17 protein-coding genes are annotated in these 16,295 nt (G+C 70.0%); 12 read left to right on the top strand and 5 right to left on the bottom strand.

What is annotated here, in order from left to right:
* Nucleotides 1–52 precede the first annotated feature (52 nt).
* Nucleotides 53–1,060, bottom strand: a complete 1,008-nt coding sequence (locus tag ACOCMH_RS17360) for a DUF3108 domain-containing protein (RefSeq protein ID WP_427312255.1) — start codon at nt 1,058–1,060, stop codon at nt 53–55.
* A gap of 58 nt (nt 1,061–1,118) precedes the next feature.
* Nucleotides 1,119–1,952 (bottom strand): IclR family transcriptional regulator, encoded by an 834-nt coding sequence (locus ACOCMH_RS17355; RefSeq protein WP_427312254.1) that lies wholly within the window; start codon nt 1,950–1,952, stop codon nt 1,119–1,121.
* A gap of 167 nt (nt 1,953–2,119) precedes the next feature.
* Here ACOCMH_RS17355 and ACOCMH_RS17350 point away from each other — a divergent pair, with 167 nt between their 5' ends.
* The 7 genes from ACOCMH_RS17350 to rfaE2 all read left to right on the top strand — a co-directional run bounded on the left by ACOCMH_RS17350 (nt 2,120) and on the right by rfaE2 (nt 9,194).
* Nucleotides 2,120–3,130, top strand: coding sequence for a Bug family tripartite tricarboxylate transporter substrate binding protein (locus tag ACOCMH_RS17350; protein WP_427312253.1), 1,011 nt, complete (start codon nt 2,120–2,122; stop codon nt 3,128–3,130).
* A gap of 51 nt (nt 3,131–3,181) precedes the next feature.
* The gene (locus ACOCMH_RS17345; RefSeq protein ID WP_427312252.1) at nt 3,182–4,162 is read left to right on the top strand and encodes a fumarylacetoacetate hydrolase family protein; all 981 of its coding nucleotides are present in this window, start codon (nt 3,182–3,184) and stop codon (nt 4,160–4,162) included.
* Nucleotides 4,163–4,285: 123 nt separating this feature from the next.
* The gene (locus tag ACOCMH_RS17340) at nt 4,286–5,119 is read left to right on the top strand and encodes an enoyl-CoA hydratase/isomerase family protein (RefSeq protein WP_171516621.1); all 834 of its coding nucleotides are present in this window, start codon (nt 4,286–4,288) and stop codon (nt 5,117–5,119) included.
* Between the two features lie 64 nt (nt 5,120–5,183).
* Entirely contained in the window at nt 5,184–5,966 is a 783-nt protein-coding gene (locus ACOCMH_RS17335) for a PhaM family polyhydroxyalkanoate granule multifunctional regulatory protein (protein WP_427312251.1), read from the top strand.
* A 35-nt stretch (nt 5,967–6,001) separates the two neighbouring features.
* Nucleotides 6,002–7,279, top strand: coding sequence for a patatin-like phospholipase family protein (locus ACOCMH_RS17330; protein WP_427312250.1), 1,278 nt, complete (start codon nt 6,002–6,004; stop codon nt 7,277–7,279).
* A gap of 201 nt (nt 7,280–7,480) precedes the next feature.
* Complete coding sequence (locus ACOCMH_RS17325) at nt 7,481–8,344, top strand: ferritin-like domain-containing protein (protein ID WP_427312249.1); 864 nt, start codon at nt 7,481–7,483, stop codon at nt 8,342–8,344.
* A gap of 355 nt (nt 8,345–8,699) precedes the next feature.
* Complete coding sequence (gene rfaE2 / locus ACOCMH_RS17320; RefSeq protein ID WP_427312248.1) at nt 8,700–9,194, top strand: D-glycero-beta-D-manno-heptose 1-phosphate adenylyltransferase; 495 nt, start codon at nt 8,700–8,702, stop codon at nt 9,192–9,194.
* A 15-nt stretch (nt 9,195–9,209) separates the two neighbouring features.
* On the opposite strand, the gene ACOCMH_RS17315 is transcribed toward rfaE2, so the two are convergent.
* Genes ACOCMH_RS17315 through ACOCMH_RS17305 form a run of 3 tightly spaced genes read right to left on the bottom strand, consistent with a single transcriptional unit; the run spans nt 9,210 to nt 11,189 of the window.
* Entirely contained in the window at nt 9,210–9,434 is a 225-nt protein-coding gene (locus ACOCMH_RS17315; protein ID WP_427312247.1) for a hypothetical protein, read from the bottom strand.
* A gap of 40 nt (nt 9,435–9,474) precedes the next feature.
* Complete coding sequence (locus tag ACOCMH_RS17310) at nt 9,475–10,317, bottom strand: type III pantothenate kinase (protein ID WP_427312246.1); 843 nt, start codon at nt 10,315–10,317, stop codon at nt 9,475–9,477.
* On the bottom strand, nt 10,314–11,189 hold the full coding sequence (locus ACOCMH_RS17305; protein WP_427312245.1) for a biotin--[acetyl-CoA-carboxylase] ligase: 876 nt from the start codon (nt 11,187–11,189) through the stop codon (nt 10,314–10,316). Before ACOCMH_RS17305 ends, ACOCMH_RS17310 begins: the two co-directional genes overlap by 4 nt.
* A 195-nt stretch (nt 11,190–11,384) precedes the next feature.
* Here ACOCMH_RS17305 and ACOCMH_RS17300 point away from each other — a divergent pair, with 195 nt between their 5' ends.
* The 5 genes from ACOCMH_RS17300 to ACOCMH_RS17280 all read left to right on the top strand — a co-directional run bounded on the left by ACOCMH_RS17300 (nt 11,385) and on the right by ACOCMH_RS17280 (nt 16,292).
* A complete protein-coding gene (locus tag ACOCMH_RS17300; RefSeq protein WP_427312244.1) occupies nt 11,385–12,521 on the top strand; it encodes an MlaE family ABC transporter permease in 1,137 nt (378 codons plus the stop codon).
* Complete coding sequence (locus ACOCMH_RS17295; protein WP_427312243.1) at nt 12,518–13,366, top strand: ABC transporter ATP-binding protein; 849 nt, start codon at nt 12,518–12,520, stop codon at nt 13,364–13,366. Before ACOCMH_RS17300 ends, ACOCMH_RS17295 begins: the two co-directional genes overlap by 4 nt.
* Nucleotides 13,363–14,307, top strand: coding sequence for an MlaD family protein (locus ACOCMH_RS17290; protein ID WP_427312242.1), 945 nt, complete (start codon nt 13,363–13,365; stop codon nt 14,305–14,307). Before ACOCMH_RS17295 ends, ACOCMH_RS17290 begins: the two co-directional genes overlap by 4 nt.
* A gap of 65 nt (nt 14,308–14,372) precedes the next feature.
* Nucleotides 14,373–15,023 (top strand): ABC-type transport auxiliary lipoprotein family protein, encoded by a 651-nt coding sequence (locus ACOCMH_RS17285; RefSeq protein WP_427312241.1) that lies wholly within the window; start codon nt 14,373–14,375, stop codon nt 15,021–15,023.
* An 18-nt stretch (nt 15,024–15,041) separates the two neighbouring features.
* Nucleotides 15,042–16,292: a VanZ family protein gene (locus tag ACOCMH_RS17280; RefSeq protein WP_427312240.1), complete on the top strand. Its 1,251-nt coding sequence runs from the start codon at nt 15,042–15,044 to the stop codon at nt 16,290–16,292.
* Nucleotides 16,293–16,295 lie beyond the last annotated feature (3 nt).

Raw genomic sequence — 16,295 nt, 5'->3', positions numbered from 1 at the left:
CTGGGACTCCTTGTGGGTCAAGCATGCATGGGAAGGTGCAAAGCCGGCAGCGCTACGGTCCTTCCTTGCCGCGGTACACCAGGTCGATCTGGGTGCCGTCGGGTTCGGTCTGGCGCAACCGCACCGGCATCCAGCCGAGCGACTGGGCCAGCCAGACCTCGACGCGGCGCCGGTCGTTGGCGCGGCGCGGCAGCCGGACAAAGTGCTTGGCCCGCACCACGCCCTGGCCGGTGTCGATCTCGTCCTCTCCAACATACTGCACTTGCATCGGTTCCACATCCCGGGTGTCGGCAACCTGGAACGTTTCCGTCACACCGGGCGAGGCATAGCGCTGCGGGTTGCCGCGGACCAGGCCCACCAGTTGCAGGAAGACGCTGAAGCGGTCCTGGGCGCCGGCCGGGAAAGGCGCCTGCGCGCCCGAGGCGAAGGCCACGGTGCCCGCTGCGGCGTCGATGCGCGTGGCCTCGACCTTGTTGCGGCGGCGTTCTTCATAGCGCTCGGGCAGCAGGCCCTGCTCGGCCATCGCACCGCTGCTCTGGAAGGCAAAGCGGAACCACAGCACGCGGGTTTCGACGGCAAGGCGGTAGCGGCCGCCGTCCTGCTCCCAGCGGATCAGGCCGTCGGGGTTCTGCACGCCGTTGACGAAACTGGCGTAATGCATGGTTGCCGACGGCGGCGGGTTGTAGCGCAGGCCATCGACGCCGCCCTGCGGGCCGCCGGACGGCGCGGGCGCAGCCGCGGCGGGCCTGGCCGCGCTGCCCTCGCCGCCGCCGCCGGCGACCGTCTCTGACGGGCCTTGCGGGCTGGTGGCGAGCGCCGGCGCGGGGGGCGTTTCCTGCGGCTCGGGTTGGGGGACGGGGGCCGCCGGCCTGGGCTGAGGCTGGGGCCGCGCCGGCCGCGCGACCGGCCGCGGCTTGGGCGGGGCCGGCGGCGCCGGCGGCGACAGCAGCACGGCTTCCAGCGTGGGGGTGTTGCTGACATCGACCGGGATCAGCGGCCCTGGCATGCGCACCAGGCCCACCACCGCCAGCAGGTGGACCAGCAGCACCAGCGCAATCACGAAGACCCAGCGGCGCCGGCGCCAGACGCGGGGATCCGCACCCGGGCGGGCGTGGGAACTAGGAGTGGCCGGTTTGTCCGGCCGGGGTGGCGGCACCAAGGTAGCCGAGTTCCGATGAGAGCTGTTGGGCGATGGCGCGTACACGGCAATCCATCGTACCGCCCCATTCTGCATCGAATATGCTTTGCGCGCCCAGCACGATCAGCCCCATGGCGAGATGGCCGTTGGCGTCGAACACCGGCATCGAGAACGCATTGATGCCGGGCAGCACGCCGCCGAGCGTGCGCGCGGCACCGTGCGCGCGCACCTCGGCGCAGATCGCGTCGTAGTCGGCCAGCGTGCGCGGCATGTCGGGCACGCCGTCTTGGCCGCGCGCGCCCAGTTCGCGCTCGATCAGCGGCAGCGTCTGCTTGCGCGGCAGGTAGGCACCGTAGAGCCGGCCGGTGGCCGAGTTCAGCATCGGCATGACATCGCCCAGGCGCAGGCTGACCGTGACCGGGTGGCTGGACTCCTCCCAATGCACCACGGTGGGACCGTGGTTGCCCCACACAGCGATGCCGGCGGTCAGGTCAAGCTCGTCCCGCAGTTGCGACAGGATCGGGCGCGCCTTCTTGACCGGATCCAGGCGGTTCAGCCCGGCCAGCCCCAGCTGCAGCGCGAACGGTCCCAGGTCATAGCGCCCGCCCACCGGATCCTGCGCCACCACGCCCAGCCGCATGAAGCTGACCAGGTAGCGGTGCGCCTTGGCCGGGTTCATGTCCGCGGCGGCGGCGAGGTCGCGCAACATCATCGCGCGCGGCGATGCCGCCAGCGCCTGCAGCAGCCTGAAACCCACCTCGATGGACTGGATGCCCGAACGCAGCTTGGCGTCTTCTTCTTCGATCTCTGACATGCGGATGGTTAGCGGGGGCGGAAAAATCGTAGGTAAATTTACTATAGCGAAATCGATTTACCAATTTTTAAGCGATCGGTAGACTTTCTTCGCAACAGACCTGGCCGGCGCAACGCTTGCGTGCAAGCCCCGCCCGAGCCGGGCCCTTTTTATCACGGAGACAAACGATGCGCCCCCATGGCTACTTCCGCCCGGTTCTCGCCGCCCTGACGGCCACTGCCCTGTTCGCCCCGCTGTTCGCCCTCCTGGTCACCGCCAGCGCCCCCGCGCGCGCCGATGACTGGCCGTCGCAGCCGATCCGCTGGGTGGTGCCCTACCCCGCCGGCGGCGGCACCGACGTGGTGGCGCGCACCGTGGCCCAGGCGATCACGCCAGGGTTGGGCAAGCAGGTCGTGATCGACAACCGGCCCGGCGCCGCCACCATCGTCGGCGCCGATGCCGTGGCGCATGCCAAGCCCGACGGCTACACCGTGCTGACCGCCGATACCGCCACGCTGGCCGCCAATCCGTCGCTGTACAAGAAGCTGCCGTACAACGCCGACAAGGACTTCGTCTACATCGGCCAGCTGGCGCGCTTTCCGCTGGTGCTGGTGGCCACGCCCAACTTCCCCGCGCGCACGCTCAAGGAAGTGATCGAATACGCGCAGAAGAACCCGGGGAAGGTCAACTTTGCCTCGCCCGGCGCCGGCAGCCCGCACCACCTGGCGATGGAACTGTTCATGGACCAGACCCGGGTCAAGATGACGCACGTGCCCTACAAGGGCGCCGCGCCCGCGGTGCAGGACCTGCTGGCCGGCCAGGTCGACCTGATGTTCCTGGACTTGGCCTCGGGCCAGCAGAACGTGCAGGCAGGCAAGCTGCGCGCGCTGGGCGTGGCCACGCCCAAGCGCCTCACCGTGCTGCCGAGCGTGCCGACCGTGGCCGAGGGCGGCGTGGCGGGCTTCGAGGCCTACGCCTGGCAAGGCATGGTGGCGCCGGCGGGGACGCCGAAGGCAGTGGTCACGCGGCTGAATGCCGAGCTGGTCAAGGCGCTGAAGACGCCCGAGGTGCAGAAGAAGCTGGAAGGCGTTGGCGTGGAGGCGGTCTACAGCACGCCGGACGAGTTCGCCAGCTACGCGCGCGCCGAGGCCGAACGCTGGGGCAAGCTGATCAAGGCCAAGGGCATCACGGTAGACTAGCGGCCATTGCGCCCGCCCCGGCAGGCGCCCCTGAACTTCCGTACCCGATCCATGAAACTCGCAACCCTGAAGGACGGTTCGCGCGACGGCCAGCTGGTGGTCGTGTCGCGCGACCTGAAGACCGCGCACACCGCCACCGACATCGCTGGCAAGCTGCAGACCGTGCTCGACGACTGGCAGTTCTACGCGCCGCAGCTGCAGGACCTGTACGACGCGCTCAACGGCGGCCGCGCGCGGCATCCGTTCCCGTTCGCGCCGAAAGACTGCATGGCGCCGCTGCCGCGCGCCTACCAGTGGGCCGACGGCTCGGCCTATGTCAACCACGTCGAGCTGGTGCGCAAGGCGCGCGGCGCCGAGATGCCGCCCGAGTTCTGGACCGACCCGCTGATGTACCAGGGCGGCTCCGACGACTTCCTGGGCCCGCACGACGACATCGTCTGCGCCAGCGAGGCCTTCGGCATCGACTTCGAGGCCGAGGTGGCGGTGATCACCGGCGACGTGAAGATGGGCGCCACGCCCGAACAGGCCGGCGAGGCCATCCGGCTGGTGCTGCTGGCCAACGATGTCTCGCTGCGCAACTTGATCCCGGCCGAACTGGGCAAGGGCTTCGGCTTCTTCCAGAGCAAGCCGGCGACGGCGTTCTCGCCGGTGGCGGTGACCCCCGACGAGCTGGGCGAGGCCTGGCGCGAGCGCAAGGTCCACCTGCCGATGACCGTGCACTGGAACAGCAAGAAGGTGGGCCAGCCCGATTGCGGCACCGACATGGTGTTCGACTTCGGCCAGCTGATCGCCCATATCTGCAAGACCCGCAACGTGCGCGCCGGCAGCATCGTCGGCTCGGGCACGATCTCCAACGTCGACCGCAAGAAGGGCTACTGCTGCATCGCCGAGAAGCGCATGCTCGAGACCATCGACGAAGGCAAGCCGGTGACCGAGTTCATGAAGTTCGGCGACGCGGTCAAGATCGAGATGTTCGACGCGCAGGGCCATTCGGTCTTCGGCGCGATCGACCAGCTGGTGGCGCCTGCCTGAGCAAGGCCCGGGGCCGCGCGATGCGGCGGCGCGCCGGATCTGCATATAATTAACCGACCGATCGGTTGGCAAATTAACCATGCACCCGGCGCCCGCACTGGCGTCCTCTTCACAGGCCCCACCATGACCACTTCCTCCGCTGACAACGCTGCCCTGTCCCCGCGCTACGCGCGCTATCACGCGCTGACACTGCGCCGCCACGGCCCCATCCTGGAAATCGTCATGGGCGCGGCCCAGTCGGCCAACCAGAAGCTGGCCACGGCGGACGCCAGCATGCACCGCGAACTGGCCGAAATCTGGCGCGACGTGTCCGCCGACCCCGAGGTGCGCGTGGCGCTGATCCGCGGCGAAGGCAAGGGCTTCTCCGCCGGCGGCGACCTGGCGCTGGTCGAGGACATGGCCAACGACTTCGACACCCGCACCCGGGTCTGGCACGAGGCACGCGACCTGGTCTACAACGTCATCAACTGCGACAAGCCGGTGGTGTCGGCCATGCATGGCCCGGCGGTCGGCGCCGGGCTGGTGGCCGGGCTGCTGGCCGATATCTCGATCGCCGCGAAGACCGCGCGCATCGTCGACGGCCATACCCGGCTGGGCGTGGCGGCGGGCGACCATGCCGCGATCGTGTGGCCGCTGCTGTGCGGAATGGCCAAGGCCAAGTACTATCTGATGCTGTGCGAGTCGGTCAGCGGCGAAGAGGCCGAGCGGATCGGCCTGGTTTCGCTGGCGGTGGAAGAGGACGAACTGGTGGCGCGCGCGTTCGAGGTGGCCAACCGGCTGGCGGCGGGATCGCAGACGGCGATCCGCTGGACCAAATACGCCCTCAACAACTGGCTGCGCATGGCCGGCCCTGCGTTCGATACCTCGCTGGCGCTCGAATTCATGGGCTTTGCCGGCCCCGACGTGCACGAAGGCATGGCGAGCCTGCGGCAGAAGCGGCCGCCACAGTTCAGGTAACGACGACGCAGCCGCGCTCCCGGAGGTCCGGGCACGGGCTGCGCCGCACACGGAGCGCGCGACCATGTTCGGACAGATTCCCGATTTCACCAACGGCTTTGATTTCATGCGCCGGCTGTGGGGCGGCGGCGCGGGCGTGTCCGCCGGCCTGATGCCTGGCCTGCAGGCCATGACGCCGCCGATGGACCTCGATGACCTCGACAAGCGCATCGCCGACCTGAAGGCCGTCGAGAGCTGGCTGCAGCTCAACACCAACCTGCTGCGCACCACCATCCAGGGGCTGGAGGTGCAACGCGCCACGCTGGTGGCGCTGCAGACCTTCGGCAATGCCCTGTCGCCCGAGGCGATGCAGTCGGCGATGGAAAACGTTGCCCGCGCGGCCAACGCGCCCAGCACCGAGCCGCCGCAACGCACCGGCGCCGATACCGGCAGCGGTGCGCAAGCCGAGCCGCCTGCCACCGAGCGCGCGCAGGCTGCCGCCAGCGACCCCGATGCCGCCACGCCGCCCAACGCGGGGCTGTGGTGGGACATGCTGCAACAGCAGTTCAACCAGATTGCCAGCAGCGCCGCGGCAGCCAGCATGGCGCCGTTCGGCATGGGCGGCTTTGGCGCCGCCGGCGCTGCCACGCCAGCCGGCGCCACGCCGGCGACCGCAGAGAAACCGAAGCCGGCGGCGGCCGGCAAGACGGCAGCGGCCGGTACCACCAGGCCTGCCGCGAAGAAGGCGCCGGCGAAGAAGGCGGCCGCCAAAAAAACGGCCAAGGCCAAGCCGGCCCGCGATGCGGGCGAGGGAGGCAATGGCGGTAGCGGCAGCAGCAACGGCGCCGGCGGCAACGTCACCAACTGATCCCCTGCTGCCTGGCGCGCACTTTCCCCAACCCCATGCACCGAGATTCCCTGCCGCTGCCCGCTGCGGCGCCCGCGTCCGGTCCCAACCCCGCCGCCACCGCCCTGATCATGATGGGCGGCGGCGCGCGCGCGGCGTACCAGGCCGGCGTGCTCAACGGCGTGGCGCAAATTGCCGCGCGCCACGGCAAGGCACAGGCGGCGCTGCCGTTCGGCATCATCGCCGGCACTTCGGCCGGGGCCATCAACGGCGCCGGGCTGGCCATCCATGCCGGCGACTTCCAGGCCGCCGCGCAGAGCCTGGGCGCGCTCTGGCACAGCATCCATGCCGACGAGGTCTACCGCACCGATGTGCTGCGCGTGGGCGTGTCGGGGGCGCGCTGGCTGTCGGCGCTGGCGCTGGGCTGGGCCACGCAGCGGCGGGCGCCGCGCGCCTTGTTCGACAACACGCCGCTGGGCAGCATGCTGGGCGAGCTGTTCGAGCCCGCGCGGGTGCAGGCCAGCCTTGACAGCGGCGCGCTGCAGGCATTCGCGGTCACGGCGCTGTCGTACAGCACCGGGCGCCATGTGACCTTTTACCAGTCGCACCACCGCATCCATCCGTGGCACCGCAGCCAGCGCATCGCGGTGCCGGCGCAGATCACGGTGGACCACCTGCTGGCGTCGTCGTCGATCCCGTTCCTGTTCCCCGCCATGCCGCTGGAGCTGGACGGCCACCACGAATGGTTCGGCGACGGCACCATGCGCCAGATGTCGCCGCTGTCGCCGGCGATCCACCTGGGCGCGTCGCGCATCCTGGCGATCGGCGCGGCCTCGCGCCAGCGCTCGGGCTGGTTCGACACCATGCCGGGGGGCGGCTATCCGTCGCTGGCACAGGTTGGCGGCCAGGCGCTGGCCAGCATCTTCCTGGACGGCCTGAACGCAGACCTGGAGCGGCTGCAGCATATCAACCGGCTGCTGGCGCGCATGCCCGAGGTGGCCGGCGACCGCGAAGGCTGGCGCCCGGTGCAGGTGATGACGGTGGCGCCCAGCGAGCCGATCGAAGCCATCGCCGCCGAGCACCAGAAGCAGTTGCCCCGCACCGTGCGCGCGCTGCTGGCACCGCTGGGCGGCACCGAGGTGCGCGGCGCGGCGTTCGCCAGCTACCTGCTGTTCGAACCGGCCTTCACCCAGGCGCTGATCGCGCTGGGCGAGCGCGACGCCGCGGCCCAGGCCGACGAACTGGCTGCCTTCCTCTACGGCATCGTGCCTGGCACGGCGCCCGCCGCGCCCGGCGCGGGGAACCAGGCGGCCGAGCAGGCGCTCTCACCCTGAGCCGCTGCCATCACATGACGGTCGCCGTGAACGCCCGGGCTGTCACTTTGCCGCGCCACCGCGGCGCTGATCGCCCGGAAAATGAAAAAGGCCGGGGCAAACTCCGCCCAAGGCGTTGCATTTGCCCCGATCCCGCCTAAAAAAGGAAGAAGAGAATAATTCGCATCTGGTAGAATCTGCCCGTAATTTCAAAGGCTTACCATGCTCTACCCCGAACTGTTCAAATCGTTGGAAGCCGTCCGCTGGCACATGGACAAGGACATCCCCTGGGACACCTTCGACGCCAGCATGCTGACGGACGACCAGGCCAAGACCATTCGCATGAATGCGATCACGGAATGGTCCGCCCTGCCCGCGACCGAAATGTTCCTGCGTGACAACCGCCACGACTCTGACTTTTCGGCGTTCATGAGCATCTGGTTCTTCGAGGAACAGAAGCACTCGCTGGTGCTGATGGAATACCTGCGCCGCTTCCGCCCGGACCTGGTGCCGACCGAGGAAGAACTGCACGCGGTGCGCTTCGAGTTCGACCCGGCGCCGCCGCTGGAAACGCTGATGCTCCATTTCTGCGGCGAGATCCGCCTGAACCACTGGTACCGCCGTGCCGCCGAATGGCACACCGAACCGGTGATCAAGCATATCTACCGCACCCTGTCGCAGGACGAAGCCCGCCACGGCGGCGCCTACCTGCGCTACATGAAGAAGTACCTGGCGCAGTTCGGCGACAGCGCGCGCGCGGCCTTCGCCAAGATCGGCGTGCTGATGGCATCGGCGCGCCGCACCGAGAAGCCGCTGCACCCGACCAACCTGCACGTCAACAAGGCGCTGTTCCCCAACGACACGGTGCAGTCGCGCCTGCCGGACCCGGACTGGCTCGAGCACTGGCTGGACGAACAGATCCGCTTCGACGAAGGCTGGGAGAAGAAGGTCATCGAACGGATCCTGCACAACATGTCGCTGCTGTTCGAACGTACCTTTGAAACCGTGCAGGACCTGAACCGCTACCGCAAGGAGCTGAACGCCAGCCTGCAAGGCGCCGGCGGCGCCAGCCCGGCGCAAGCCTGAGCGGCCAGCCCGGACGCACAAAAAAACGCCCCGCCGAAGCGGGGCATTTTTTTTGCCTTCACGCATTCCCGACAAATGCGGCCCGCTGCGGCGCGCTGGATCTGGCCCGGCGCTGGCGGGTAGGGTGCAACGCCGTTTTCCTGTAGCCGGAAATTACGGTGCCGCGGATGATAAGCGCGCCATGCGCCGCGCAGGTAGTAGCCGGTTACTACATCGCCGCCATGCCATCCCCGCGCCGTGACGCGACGACGTAAACCATGGGCGGCCCGGGACGGGCTGCAAGAACAGGTACCATTCGGGCAAGCGCGCCGGCTCCGACACGGATCCGGTCTTCCACTATCCGATGCCCTGATCCATGTCCGTACCCGCCTTCGAATCCAAGCTGACTCCCGCCGATGATCCCGCCGCGCTGGCCGCGCGCATCGCCGCGCTGCCGCGCCCGCTGGTGTTTACCAACGGCGTCTTCGACATCCTGCATCGCGGCCATGCCACCTACCTGGCGCAGGCGCGCGCGCTCGGCGCCAGCCTGGTGGTCGGGGTCAACAGCGATGCTTCGGTGAAGATGCTGGGCAAGGGCGACGACCGCCCGCTCAACCATGAATCGGACCGCATGGCGCTGCTGGCCGCGCTCGCCTCGGTCGACCTGGTGGCCATGTTCCGCGAACAGACACCCGTCGAGCTGATCCGCCTGGTGCGCCCCGACATCTACGTCAAGGGCGGCGACTACGATATCGACACGCTGGAAGAAACCCGGCTGGTGCGCAGCTGGGGCGGCCAGGCCTATGCCATTCCCTTCCTGCACGACCGCTCGACCACCAAGCTGCTGACCAGGGTACGCGAGGGCGGCTGAGCCGCCACGCTTGTGCTACGCGGCCGGCGCCGACGCTGGCGTGGCCGGCTGGGGTTGCAGCCGCATCCGTTCGCCCCGCACCTGCTGCTCCAGCCGGTGCGGCTCGCGTGGCGATTCAAACCACCCCGACAGCGGCTCCGCGCCGAACGCGCCGAGCACCGCGGCCAGCAGCAAGGCGTTGGCGGACAGCAGCAACAGCAACGCGATGCGCAGGGAGCGTGACAGGCCGGGATGGGTCATAGGTGGGGGCCGGAACGATGGTATAGGCAACTTGCTGCGGCTACGCGCCGGCCGCTGCCATCGCATGCAGGCCGAGCAGCACCAGATTATCGTGCATCTCGAACGGCACCGCGAGCGCCCCCGCCAGCGCACCGCGCGCCCCGCCCGACAGCAGGCAGCGCGGCGGGCGCGAACCGTCGCCGCGCTCGCCCAGCGCGCGCCAGGTGCGCTCGATGGCGCCAGCCTGCGCGGCCAGGCAGCCGGCGGCAATGGCGTCGTGGGTGTTGTCGGCCCAGCGCCGCTGCGCGCCGGCCACGCTGCCAGCGTCGCCGACCTCCAGCGCCGGCAGCTGCGCCGTATTGCGAGCCAGCGTGCCCAGCATCAGCGCCAGGCCCGGCAGGATCAGGCCGCCTTCGAAGCGCGCGCCGCCATCCGCCGCCACGGTGACGATATCCAGCGTGGTGGCGGTGCCGGCGGTCACCACCAGCAGCGTGTCCTGCGGCAGCCAGCGGTGCGCGCCAACGGCGCCGACCCAGCGGTCCACGCCCAGCTGCGTGGGTTCGCGATAGCCGTTGGCAAGGTCGCCCTGCGCGGCGGCGCTGCGCACCCACTGCACCGGCGCGCAGCCGCCGAAGGCGTCGGCCAGCGCGGCATCGACGGCGGCGGCAATCACCGGCCCGGCCACGTTGCTGATCCACACCGACGGCATCGGCCCGCTGGCGCGCAGTGCGCGCAGGTCGGCGGCCAAGGTCCCGAGCGCGCCGTCATCGGCATGCGCCACCGCGCCGCCGTGCTGCCACGGCGTGGGCAGGGCACCCGTGGCGGGCAGCGCCGCGCCGGCCTCGCACCACGCCCACTTGAGCCGGGTATTGCCGATATCGATCAGCAGCCACGGCGCGTTCATGCGGTCTCTCCGTCGCCCGGGGCAGGACGCAGCGACAGTTCGCCGCTGGCGATGCGCTCCAGTCCGGCGGGCGTTTCCAGCAGCAGGTGGCCGGCCTCGTCGACGCCGCGCGCCATGCCTTCGGCGATCACCTGGCCGTCGTGCAGCAGCCGCACCGGCTGGTCACGGTAGGCATCGGCGGCGGACCAGCGCCGCGCCATCGGGCCGAAGCCATGCGCGAGGAAGTCCGCGCGCATCGCCGCCAGCCGCGCCAGCAGCGCGGCCAGCAAGCGCGGCGCATCGCGTCCGGCATCGAAGCCGGGCATGGCCTCGGCCACACCCGCCAGTTCGCGGCCCAGCGCCGCTTCCATCTGCGCATCGCGCACCAGGTTCAGGCCGATGCCGATCACCGCCCAGACTCGCCGCGGCCCCGCCGGCACCGACTCGATCAGGATGCCGGCCAGCTTGCGGCCATCGATCTGCAGGTCATTGGGCCATTTCAGGCCAACCCGCGCGCCCAGCGCCGGCGCGACGTCGCCCAGGGCCTCGGCCAGCGCCAGGCCCACCGCCAGGCTCAGGCCGCTCAGCTGCGCCGGCGCCAGCGGCAGCGGCAGCGCCACCGAGAACGTCATGCCGGCCTGCCCCTGCCACGGCCGGCCCTGGCGCCCGCGCCCGGCGGTCTGGCGATAGGCCAGGCGCAGCATGCCGGCGTCGGACCACGGCGCCTGGCGGCACAGCGCGGTGAGGTCGGCATTGGTGGAGCCGGTTTCTTCGACCAGCTCCAGGGTCCAGTCGCGCAGCGCGGGCGGCAGCATGGCGCGCAACGCCGCGGCATCGATGCGCCACGGCGCGACAGGGGAGGAATCGGGCGGAGGCGGAGGAACGGCGGACATGCGCGGCAAAGGACTGGGATGGGCGGGGGATCGCGGGCGATCGCGGTCAGCACGGGCAGGATCGGGGTTGGGATCCCGGACCTGCGGCAGATGCCGCATTGTAGCCGTGCCGCGCGCCCGGGCATGGCCTCGGGCACGCCGCGGTCGCGCCAGCGGGGCGCGTGGCTTAGAATCGAGACTCGGCCATCACATCGCTTGCCCTTGGAACGCCAGACGACGCCAGACTTCCAGATCACGCGCGGGGACGGAACCGTCAGCGTACAGCTGCGTGGCGACTGGACCGCGCTCGCCCTGGCCGGGTGCCGCCAGGCGCGGCAACTGCGCACGCAGCTGCATGAGCTGGCGCAGGCGCCGGACGGCGCGCAATGGTCGCTGGCCGGCGTCGAGCGGCTCGACCATATCGGCGGGCAGCTGCTGTGGCAGGCCTGGAACGGCGCGCTGCCGCAGCGGCTCGAGGCCAGCGAGGGCCAGCGCCGCGTGTTCGAGCGCATCGCCGCGGTGCAGGACGAGGGCTGGAAGAAGCACATGGTGGACCGCTTCAACCCGGTCACGCTGTTCGGCGCCAACGTGCTCTCGTTCGGCGTGCAGGTGGGCATCGGCATCACCATGCTGGGCCAGCTGGCGTTCGACCTGCTGCGCTTCGCGCGCATGCCGCAGCGCGGGCCGTGGCGCGAGATCTCGGCCAATATCTACAACGTGGGCTACAAGGCCCTGGGCATCACCGCGCTGGTCGGCTTCCTGATCGGCATCGTGCTGTCGTACCTGTCGGCCAATCAGCTGCGCACCTTCGGCGCCAGCACCTTCATCGTCAATATCCTGGGCATGGCGGTGATCCGCGAACTGGGGCCGGTGCTCGCCGCGATCCTGATCGCGGGGCGTTCGGGCTCGGCCATTACCGCGCAGATCGGCGTGATGCGGGTGACCGAAGAGCTCGACGCGATGCGCGTGATGGGCATCTCGCACGGCTTCCGGCTGATCATGCCGCGCGTGATCGCACTGGCCATCGCCATGCCGTTGCTGGTGGCGTGGACCGACGTGATGGCGCTGGCTGGCGGCATGCTGGCCGCGCGCATGCAGCTGGGCATCAGTGCCGCCTTCTTCCTGCGCGAACTGCCCGACGCGGTGCCGGTGGCCAACCTGTGGCTGGGGCTGGGCAAGGGCGTGGTGTTCGGCATCCTGATCGCGCTGACCGCGTGCCACTTCGGGCTGCGCATCAAGCCCAACACCCAGAGCCTGGGCGCAGGCACCACTGCCTCGGTGGTGACCGCGATCACCATCGTGATCCTGGCCGACGCCATCTTTGCCGTCCTGTTCAAGGACGTGGGCCTGTGAGCGCGGCGCAAGCAAACGCTGCCCCGCGAGGCACGCCGGACCGCACCCCGGTGATCGAGGTGCGCGACCTGGTCAAGCGCTTCGGCAAGGCGGTGGTGCATGACCATGTCGACCTGGACGTCTACCGCGGCGAGGTGCTGTCGATCGTCGGCGGCTCGGGCAGCGGCAAGACCGTGCTGCTGCGCCAGATCGTGGGGCTGGAGCGCCCGACCTCGGGCAGCATCAAGGTGTTCGGCGAAGACCCCACGCGGCTGCGCCCGGCGCAGCTGCAGGCGCTGCGCAGCCGCTGGGGGCTGCAGTTCCAGCGCGGCGCGCTGTTCTCGGCGCTGTCGGTGCTCGACAATATCGCGCTGCCCTTGCGCGAGCTGCGCGCGCTGCCCGACAACCTGATCTGCCAGGCGGCGCTGCTCAAGCTGCAGCTGGTGGGACTGTCGGCGCGCGATGCCGACAAGATGCCGTCGGACCTGTCCGGCGGCATGATCAAGCGCGTGGCGCTGGCGCGCGCGCTGTCGCTGGAACCCGAGCTGCTGTTCCTGGACGAACCCACTGCCGGGCTGGACCCGATGGCGTCCGACGATTACGTGGCGCTGATCCGCGAGCTGCGCCGCGAACTGGGCCTGACCGTGGTCATGATTACGCATGACCTCGACACCCTGGTGGCGCTGTCCGACCGCGTCGCGGTGCTGGCCGACCACAAATTGATCGCGGCCGCGCCGATTGCGGAGGTGGTGAAGGTGGACCACCCCTTCATCCGCGAGTATTTCCTGGGCGAGCGCGCCCAGCGCGCCCTGCAGGCGCTGCCGCAGCCCGGGCAGCCGCCGGCGCCGCCCCCTGGAGAAGCATGATGGAAAACAAGTCACACGCATTCCTCGCCGGCGTGTTCACTATCGGCCTGGCCGTGCTGGTGCTGTTCGCGATCTTCTGGTTCAGCAGCGACCACGCGGTGCGGGTGCCGTATGACCTGATCACCCGCTCCACCGTCAACGGCCTGGGCCCGCAGGCCGACGTCAAGTACCGCGGGCTGGCGGTGGGCAAGGTCGAGTCGATCAAGTTCGATCCGCAGGTGCCGGGCCAGATCATCGTGCGCGTCAGCGTCGACCAGAACACGCCGATCACGCGCACCACCTACGCCACGCTGGGCTTCCAAGGCGTGACCGGGATCGCCTACGTGCAGCTTGACGACTCCGCCGCGCGCGACGGCGCCGCCGGCTCGCCGCCGCTGCCCACCTCGCCCCGGGCGGTGGCCCGCATCGCCATGCGACCCGGCTTCTTCGAGGAGCTGGAAAAGCGCGGCGATTCGCTGCTGACCCAGGCCGAGACCCTGATGGGCTCGCTCAACGACATGTTCCGGGGCGCCAACCGGGACGAGCTGATGGCGGCGATCCGCTCGGTGCACAAGACTGCCGACGACTATTCGCGCCTGTCGGATTCGCTGGCGCCCGCGGCGCAGCGCCTGCCCCGGGTGGCCGAGAACCTGAACGCGACGCTGGAGTCGACCCGGCGCCTGACCCAGGAGCTGGCCAACCCCAACGGCACCGTGATGCGCACCGTCGACAGCGTCGGGCGCGACATGCAGGCCGCGTCCGCGTCGGTGCAGTCGGCGGCGGGCACCTTCAGCGAAGAGACCCTGCCGCAGCTCAACGGCCTCGCCCGCGACGCGCGCCAGACCGCGCGCAGTTTCGAGCGCGCCGCCGGCCAGTTCAACGAGAGCCCGAGCAGCGTGCTGTTCGGCGCGCCCGCGCCGTCGCCAGGTCCGGGCGAGCCCGGCTTCAGCGCCGCACCGTAGCGCAGCCGGCATGCACCACCGCCCTGCCCGTCGATAACGCCAAACGCCAACCGCGAGAATCCGCCGTGAACCCTGCGACCGAGATGCCACGCTTCCTGCGCTCCGCGCGCGTCCGCCTGCGCGCGGCCCTGCTGCTCGCCGCCGCCGCGGTGGCGCTGTCGGGCTGCGCGCTGACGCGCGGCGATCCCACCATCACCTATGACCTCGGGCCGGCTGGGTCCGCCAGCTCCGGCAACGGCAACGGGAACCCCGCGCCCGCACCGCTGCCCAAACTGCGCGTGGCACAGACCGACGGGCCCAACTGGCTGGAAGGCAACGCCTTGTTCTACCGGCTGCAATACGCCCAGGCGCAGCGCCTGCAGCCCTACGCCACGCAGCGCTGGGTGATGTCGCCCACGCGCTTGTTCGACGAGCGCCTGCGCGAGGCCGTGGCCGCGCGCGGCACGCTGGGCTGGTCCGGCGACGGCAGCGTGCCGGCGCTGAAGGTGGACCTGCTCGAGTTCGACCAGGTATTCGACAGCGCCACCACCAGCGCGGGCGTGGTGCGGCTGCGCGCCACGGTGTACCGGCACGCCATGCTCGGCCAGCAGACCTTCGAGGTGCGCCGGCCCGCGCCCAGCGCCGACGGCGCCGGCGGCGTCAAGGCGCTGGCCGACGCCAGCGATGCCGCGATTGCCGCGCTGCTCGACTGGATCGGCACGCTGCAGCTAAAGTAAAGCCACAGGAGACTTGCCATGGAGCCGGCTCCCCCGCCGCTCTCGGCGCCGCCGCCGGCGGCTCAGCCAACGTCCGCCACCCCGGGCCCGCAGCACTCGCCGCTGGCGCGCGTCGGGCTGCTCTGCTTCACGCTGCTGGTGGTGTATGCGAGCCTGTACCCGTTTTCGGGCTGGATCGACAACGGCGTCTCGCCCTTTGCCTTTGTCAGCGCGCCCAAGCCGCGCTACATCACCGACTTCGACCTGCTCACCAACGTGCTGGGATATTTTCCGTTCGGCGCGCTGGTGGTGCTGTCGCTGCATCCGCGCGTGTCGGGCGCGCGCGCCACGCTGGTGGCGATGGTGGCCGGCGCCTTGCTGTCGGCGTGCATGGAAGCGTTCCAGACCTGGCTGCCCAGCCGCATCTCGTCCAACATCGACCTGATCACCAATGCGCTGGGCGCGTTGCTCGGTGGCGCGGTGGTGGCGCCGTTCACGCGCGCGCTGATCGACGACGGCCGCCTGACGCGGCTGCGCCACGCGTGGTTCGAGCCGCATGCCAGCTTTGCCATCATCCTGCTGCTGCTGTGGCCGTTCGCGCAGGTGTTTCCGCAAGAGCACCTGTTCGGCATGGGCGGCATCGTGCGCGAATGGCTGACCGACCCGGAATCCTGGCCAATGCAGGTGCTGCAGATGGTGTTCCCGCAGCTGGAGGCGTGGCAGGACCATATCGGCCTGCGGCCCGAGGACATGCAGAGCCAGCAATTGCTGGAATCGCTGGTGACCGCCAGCAGCTGGATCGGCACCGGCCTGTTCGCCTCGATCGCGATGCGCCGCAGCGCGCCGATGCTGCGCATCCTGGCGGGGCTGCTGGCGGCGGCGCTGCTGCTCAAGGCGACCGCGGCCGAGCTGCAGTTTCCCACCGAAAGCGCCTTCGTCTGGCTGTCCGAAGGCGGCCGCTTTGCGCTGCTAACCAGCTCGCTGGTGCTGGCGCTGCTGCTGTACCTGCCGCGCTGGCTGCGCGCGATCCTTGCCATGGCGGCGCTGATCGTGCTGGTGGCGCTGACCAACGTGCTGCCGTCCAACCCGTACGCGTGGATCTCGGAACAGGGCTGGCGCATGGGCCGCTTCATCCACTTCAACAGCCTGGCGCAGTGGCTGGGCTGGCTGTGGCCGTTCCTGGCGTTCTGCTATGTGATCTGGCGCTTCGAACAGGTCAGCCTGCGCCGCCATGCGATGAAAAAAGCCGCGGCACGCCGTGAGGCGGCCGCGGCCAACATGCAGGAATAAGCA

The organism is Cupriavidus sp. H39, from assembly GCF_050271075.1.
Classification (GTDB): Bacteria; Pseudomonadota; Gammaproteobacteria; order Burkholderiales; family Burkholderiaceae; genus Cupriavidus; species Cupriavidus necator_B.
This window is presented reverse-complemented; position numbering and strand designations above follow the sequence as displayed.

Bases quoted from the DNA above. Each gene is read 5' to 3' on its own strand.
- ACOCMH_RS17355 (WP_427312254.1), bottom strand. From the start codon at position 1,952: ATGTCAGAGATCGAAGAAGAAGACGCCAAGCTGCGTTCGGGCATCCAG.
- ACOCMH_RS17350 (WP_427312253.1), top strand. From the start codon at position 2,120: ATGCGCCCCCATGGCTACTTCCGCCCGGTTCTCGCCGCCCTGACGGCC.
- ACOCMH_RS17345 (WP_427312252.1), top strand. From the start codon at position 3,182: ATGAAACTCGCAACCCTGAAGGACGGTTCGCGCGACGGCCAGCTGGTG.
- ACOCMH_RS17340 (WP_171516621.1), top strand. From the start codon at position 4,286: ATGACCACTTCCTCCGCTGACAACGCTGCCCTGTCCCCGCGCTACGCG.
- ACOCMH_RS17335 (WP_427312251.1), top strand. From the start codon at position 5,184: ATGTTCGGACAGATTCCCGATTTCACCAACGGCTTTGATTTCATGCGC.
- ACOCMH_RS17330 (WP_427312250.1), top strand. From the start codon at position 6,002: ATGCACCGAGATTCCCTGCCGCTGCCCGCTGCGGCGCCCGCGTCCGGT.
- ACOCMH_RS17325 (WP_427312249.1), top strand. From the start codon at position 7,481: ATGCTCTACCCCGAACTGTTCAAATCGTTGGAAGCCGTCCGCTGGCAC.
- rfaE2 (WP_427312248.1), top strand. From the start codon at position 8,700: ATGTCCGTACCCGCCTTCGAATCCAAGCTGACTCCCGCCGATGATCCC.
- ACOCMH_RS17315 (WP_427312247.1), bottom strand. From the start codon at position 9,434: ATGACCCATCCCGGCCTGTCACGCTCCCTGCGCATCGCGTTGCTGTTG.
- ACOCMH_RS17310 (WP_427312246.1), bottom strand. From the start codon at position 10,317: ATGAACGCGCCGTGGCTGCTGATCGATATCGGCAATACCCGGCTCAAG.
- ACOCMH_RS17305 (WP_427312245.1), bottom strand. From the start codon at position 11,189: ATGTCCGCCGTTCCTCCGCCTCCGCCCGATTCCTCCCCTGTCGCGCCG.
- ACOCMH_RS17290 (WP_427312242.1), top strand. From the start codon at position 13,363: ATGATGGAAAACAAGTCACACGCATTCCTCGCCGGCGTGTTCACTATC.
- ACOCMH_RS17280 (WP_427312240.1), top strand. From the start codon at position 15,042: ATGGAGCCGGCTCCCCCGCCGCTCTCGGCGCCGCCGCCGGCGGCTCAG.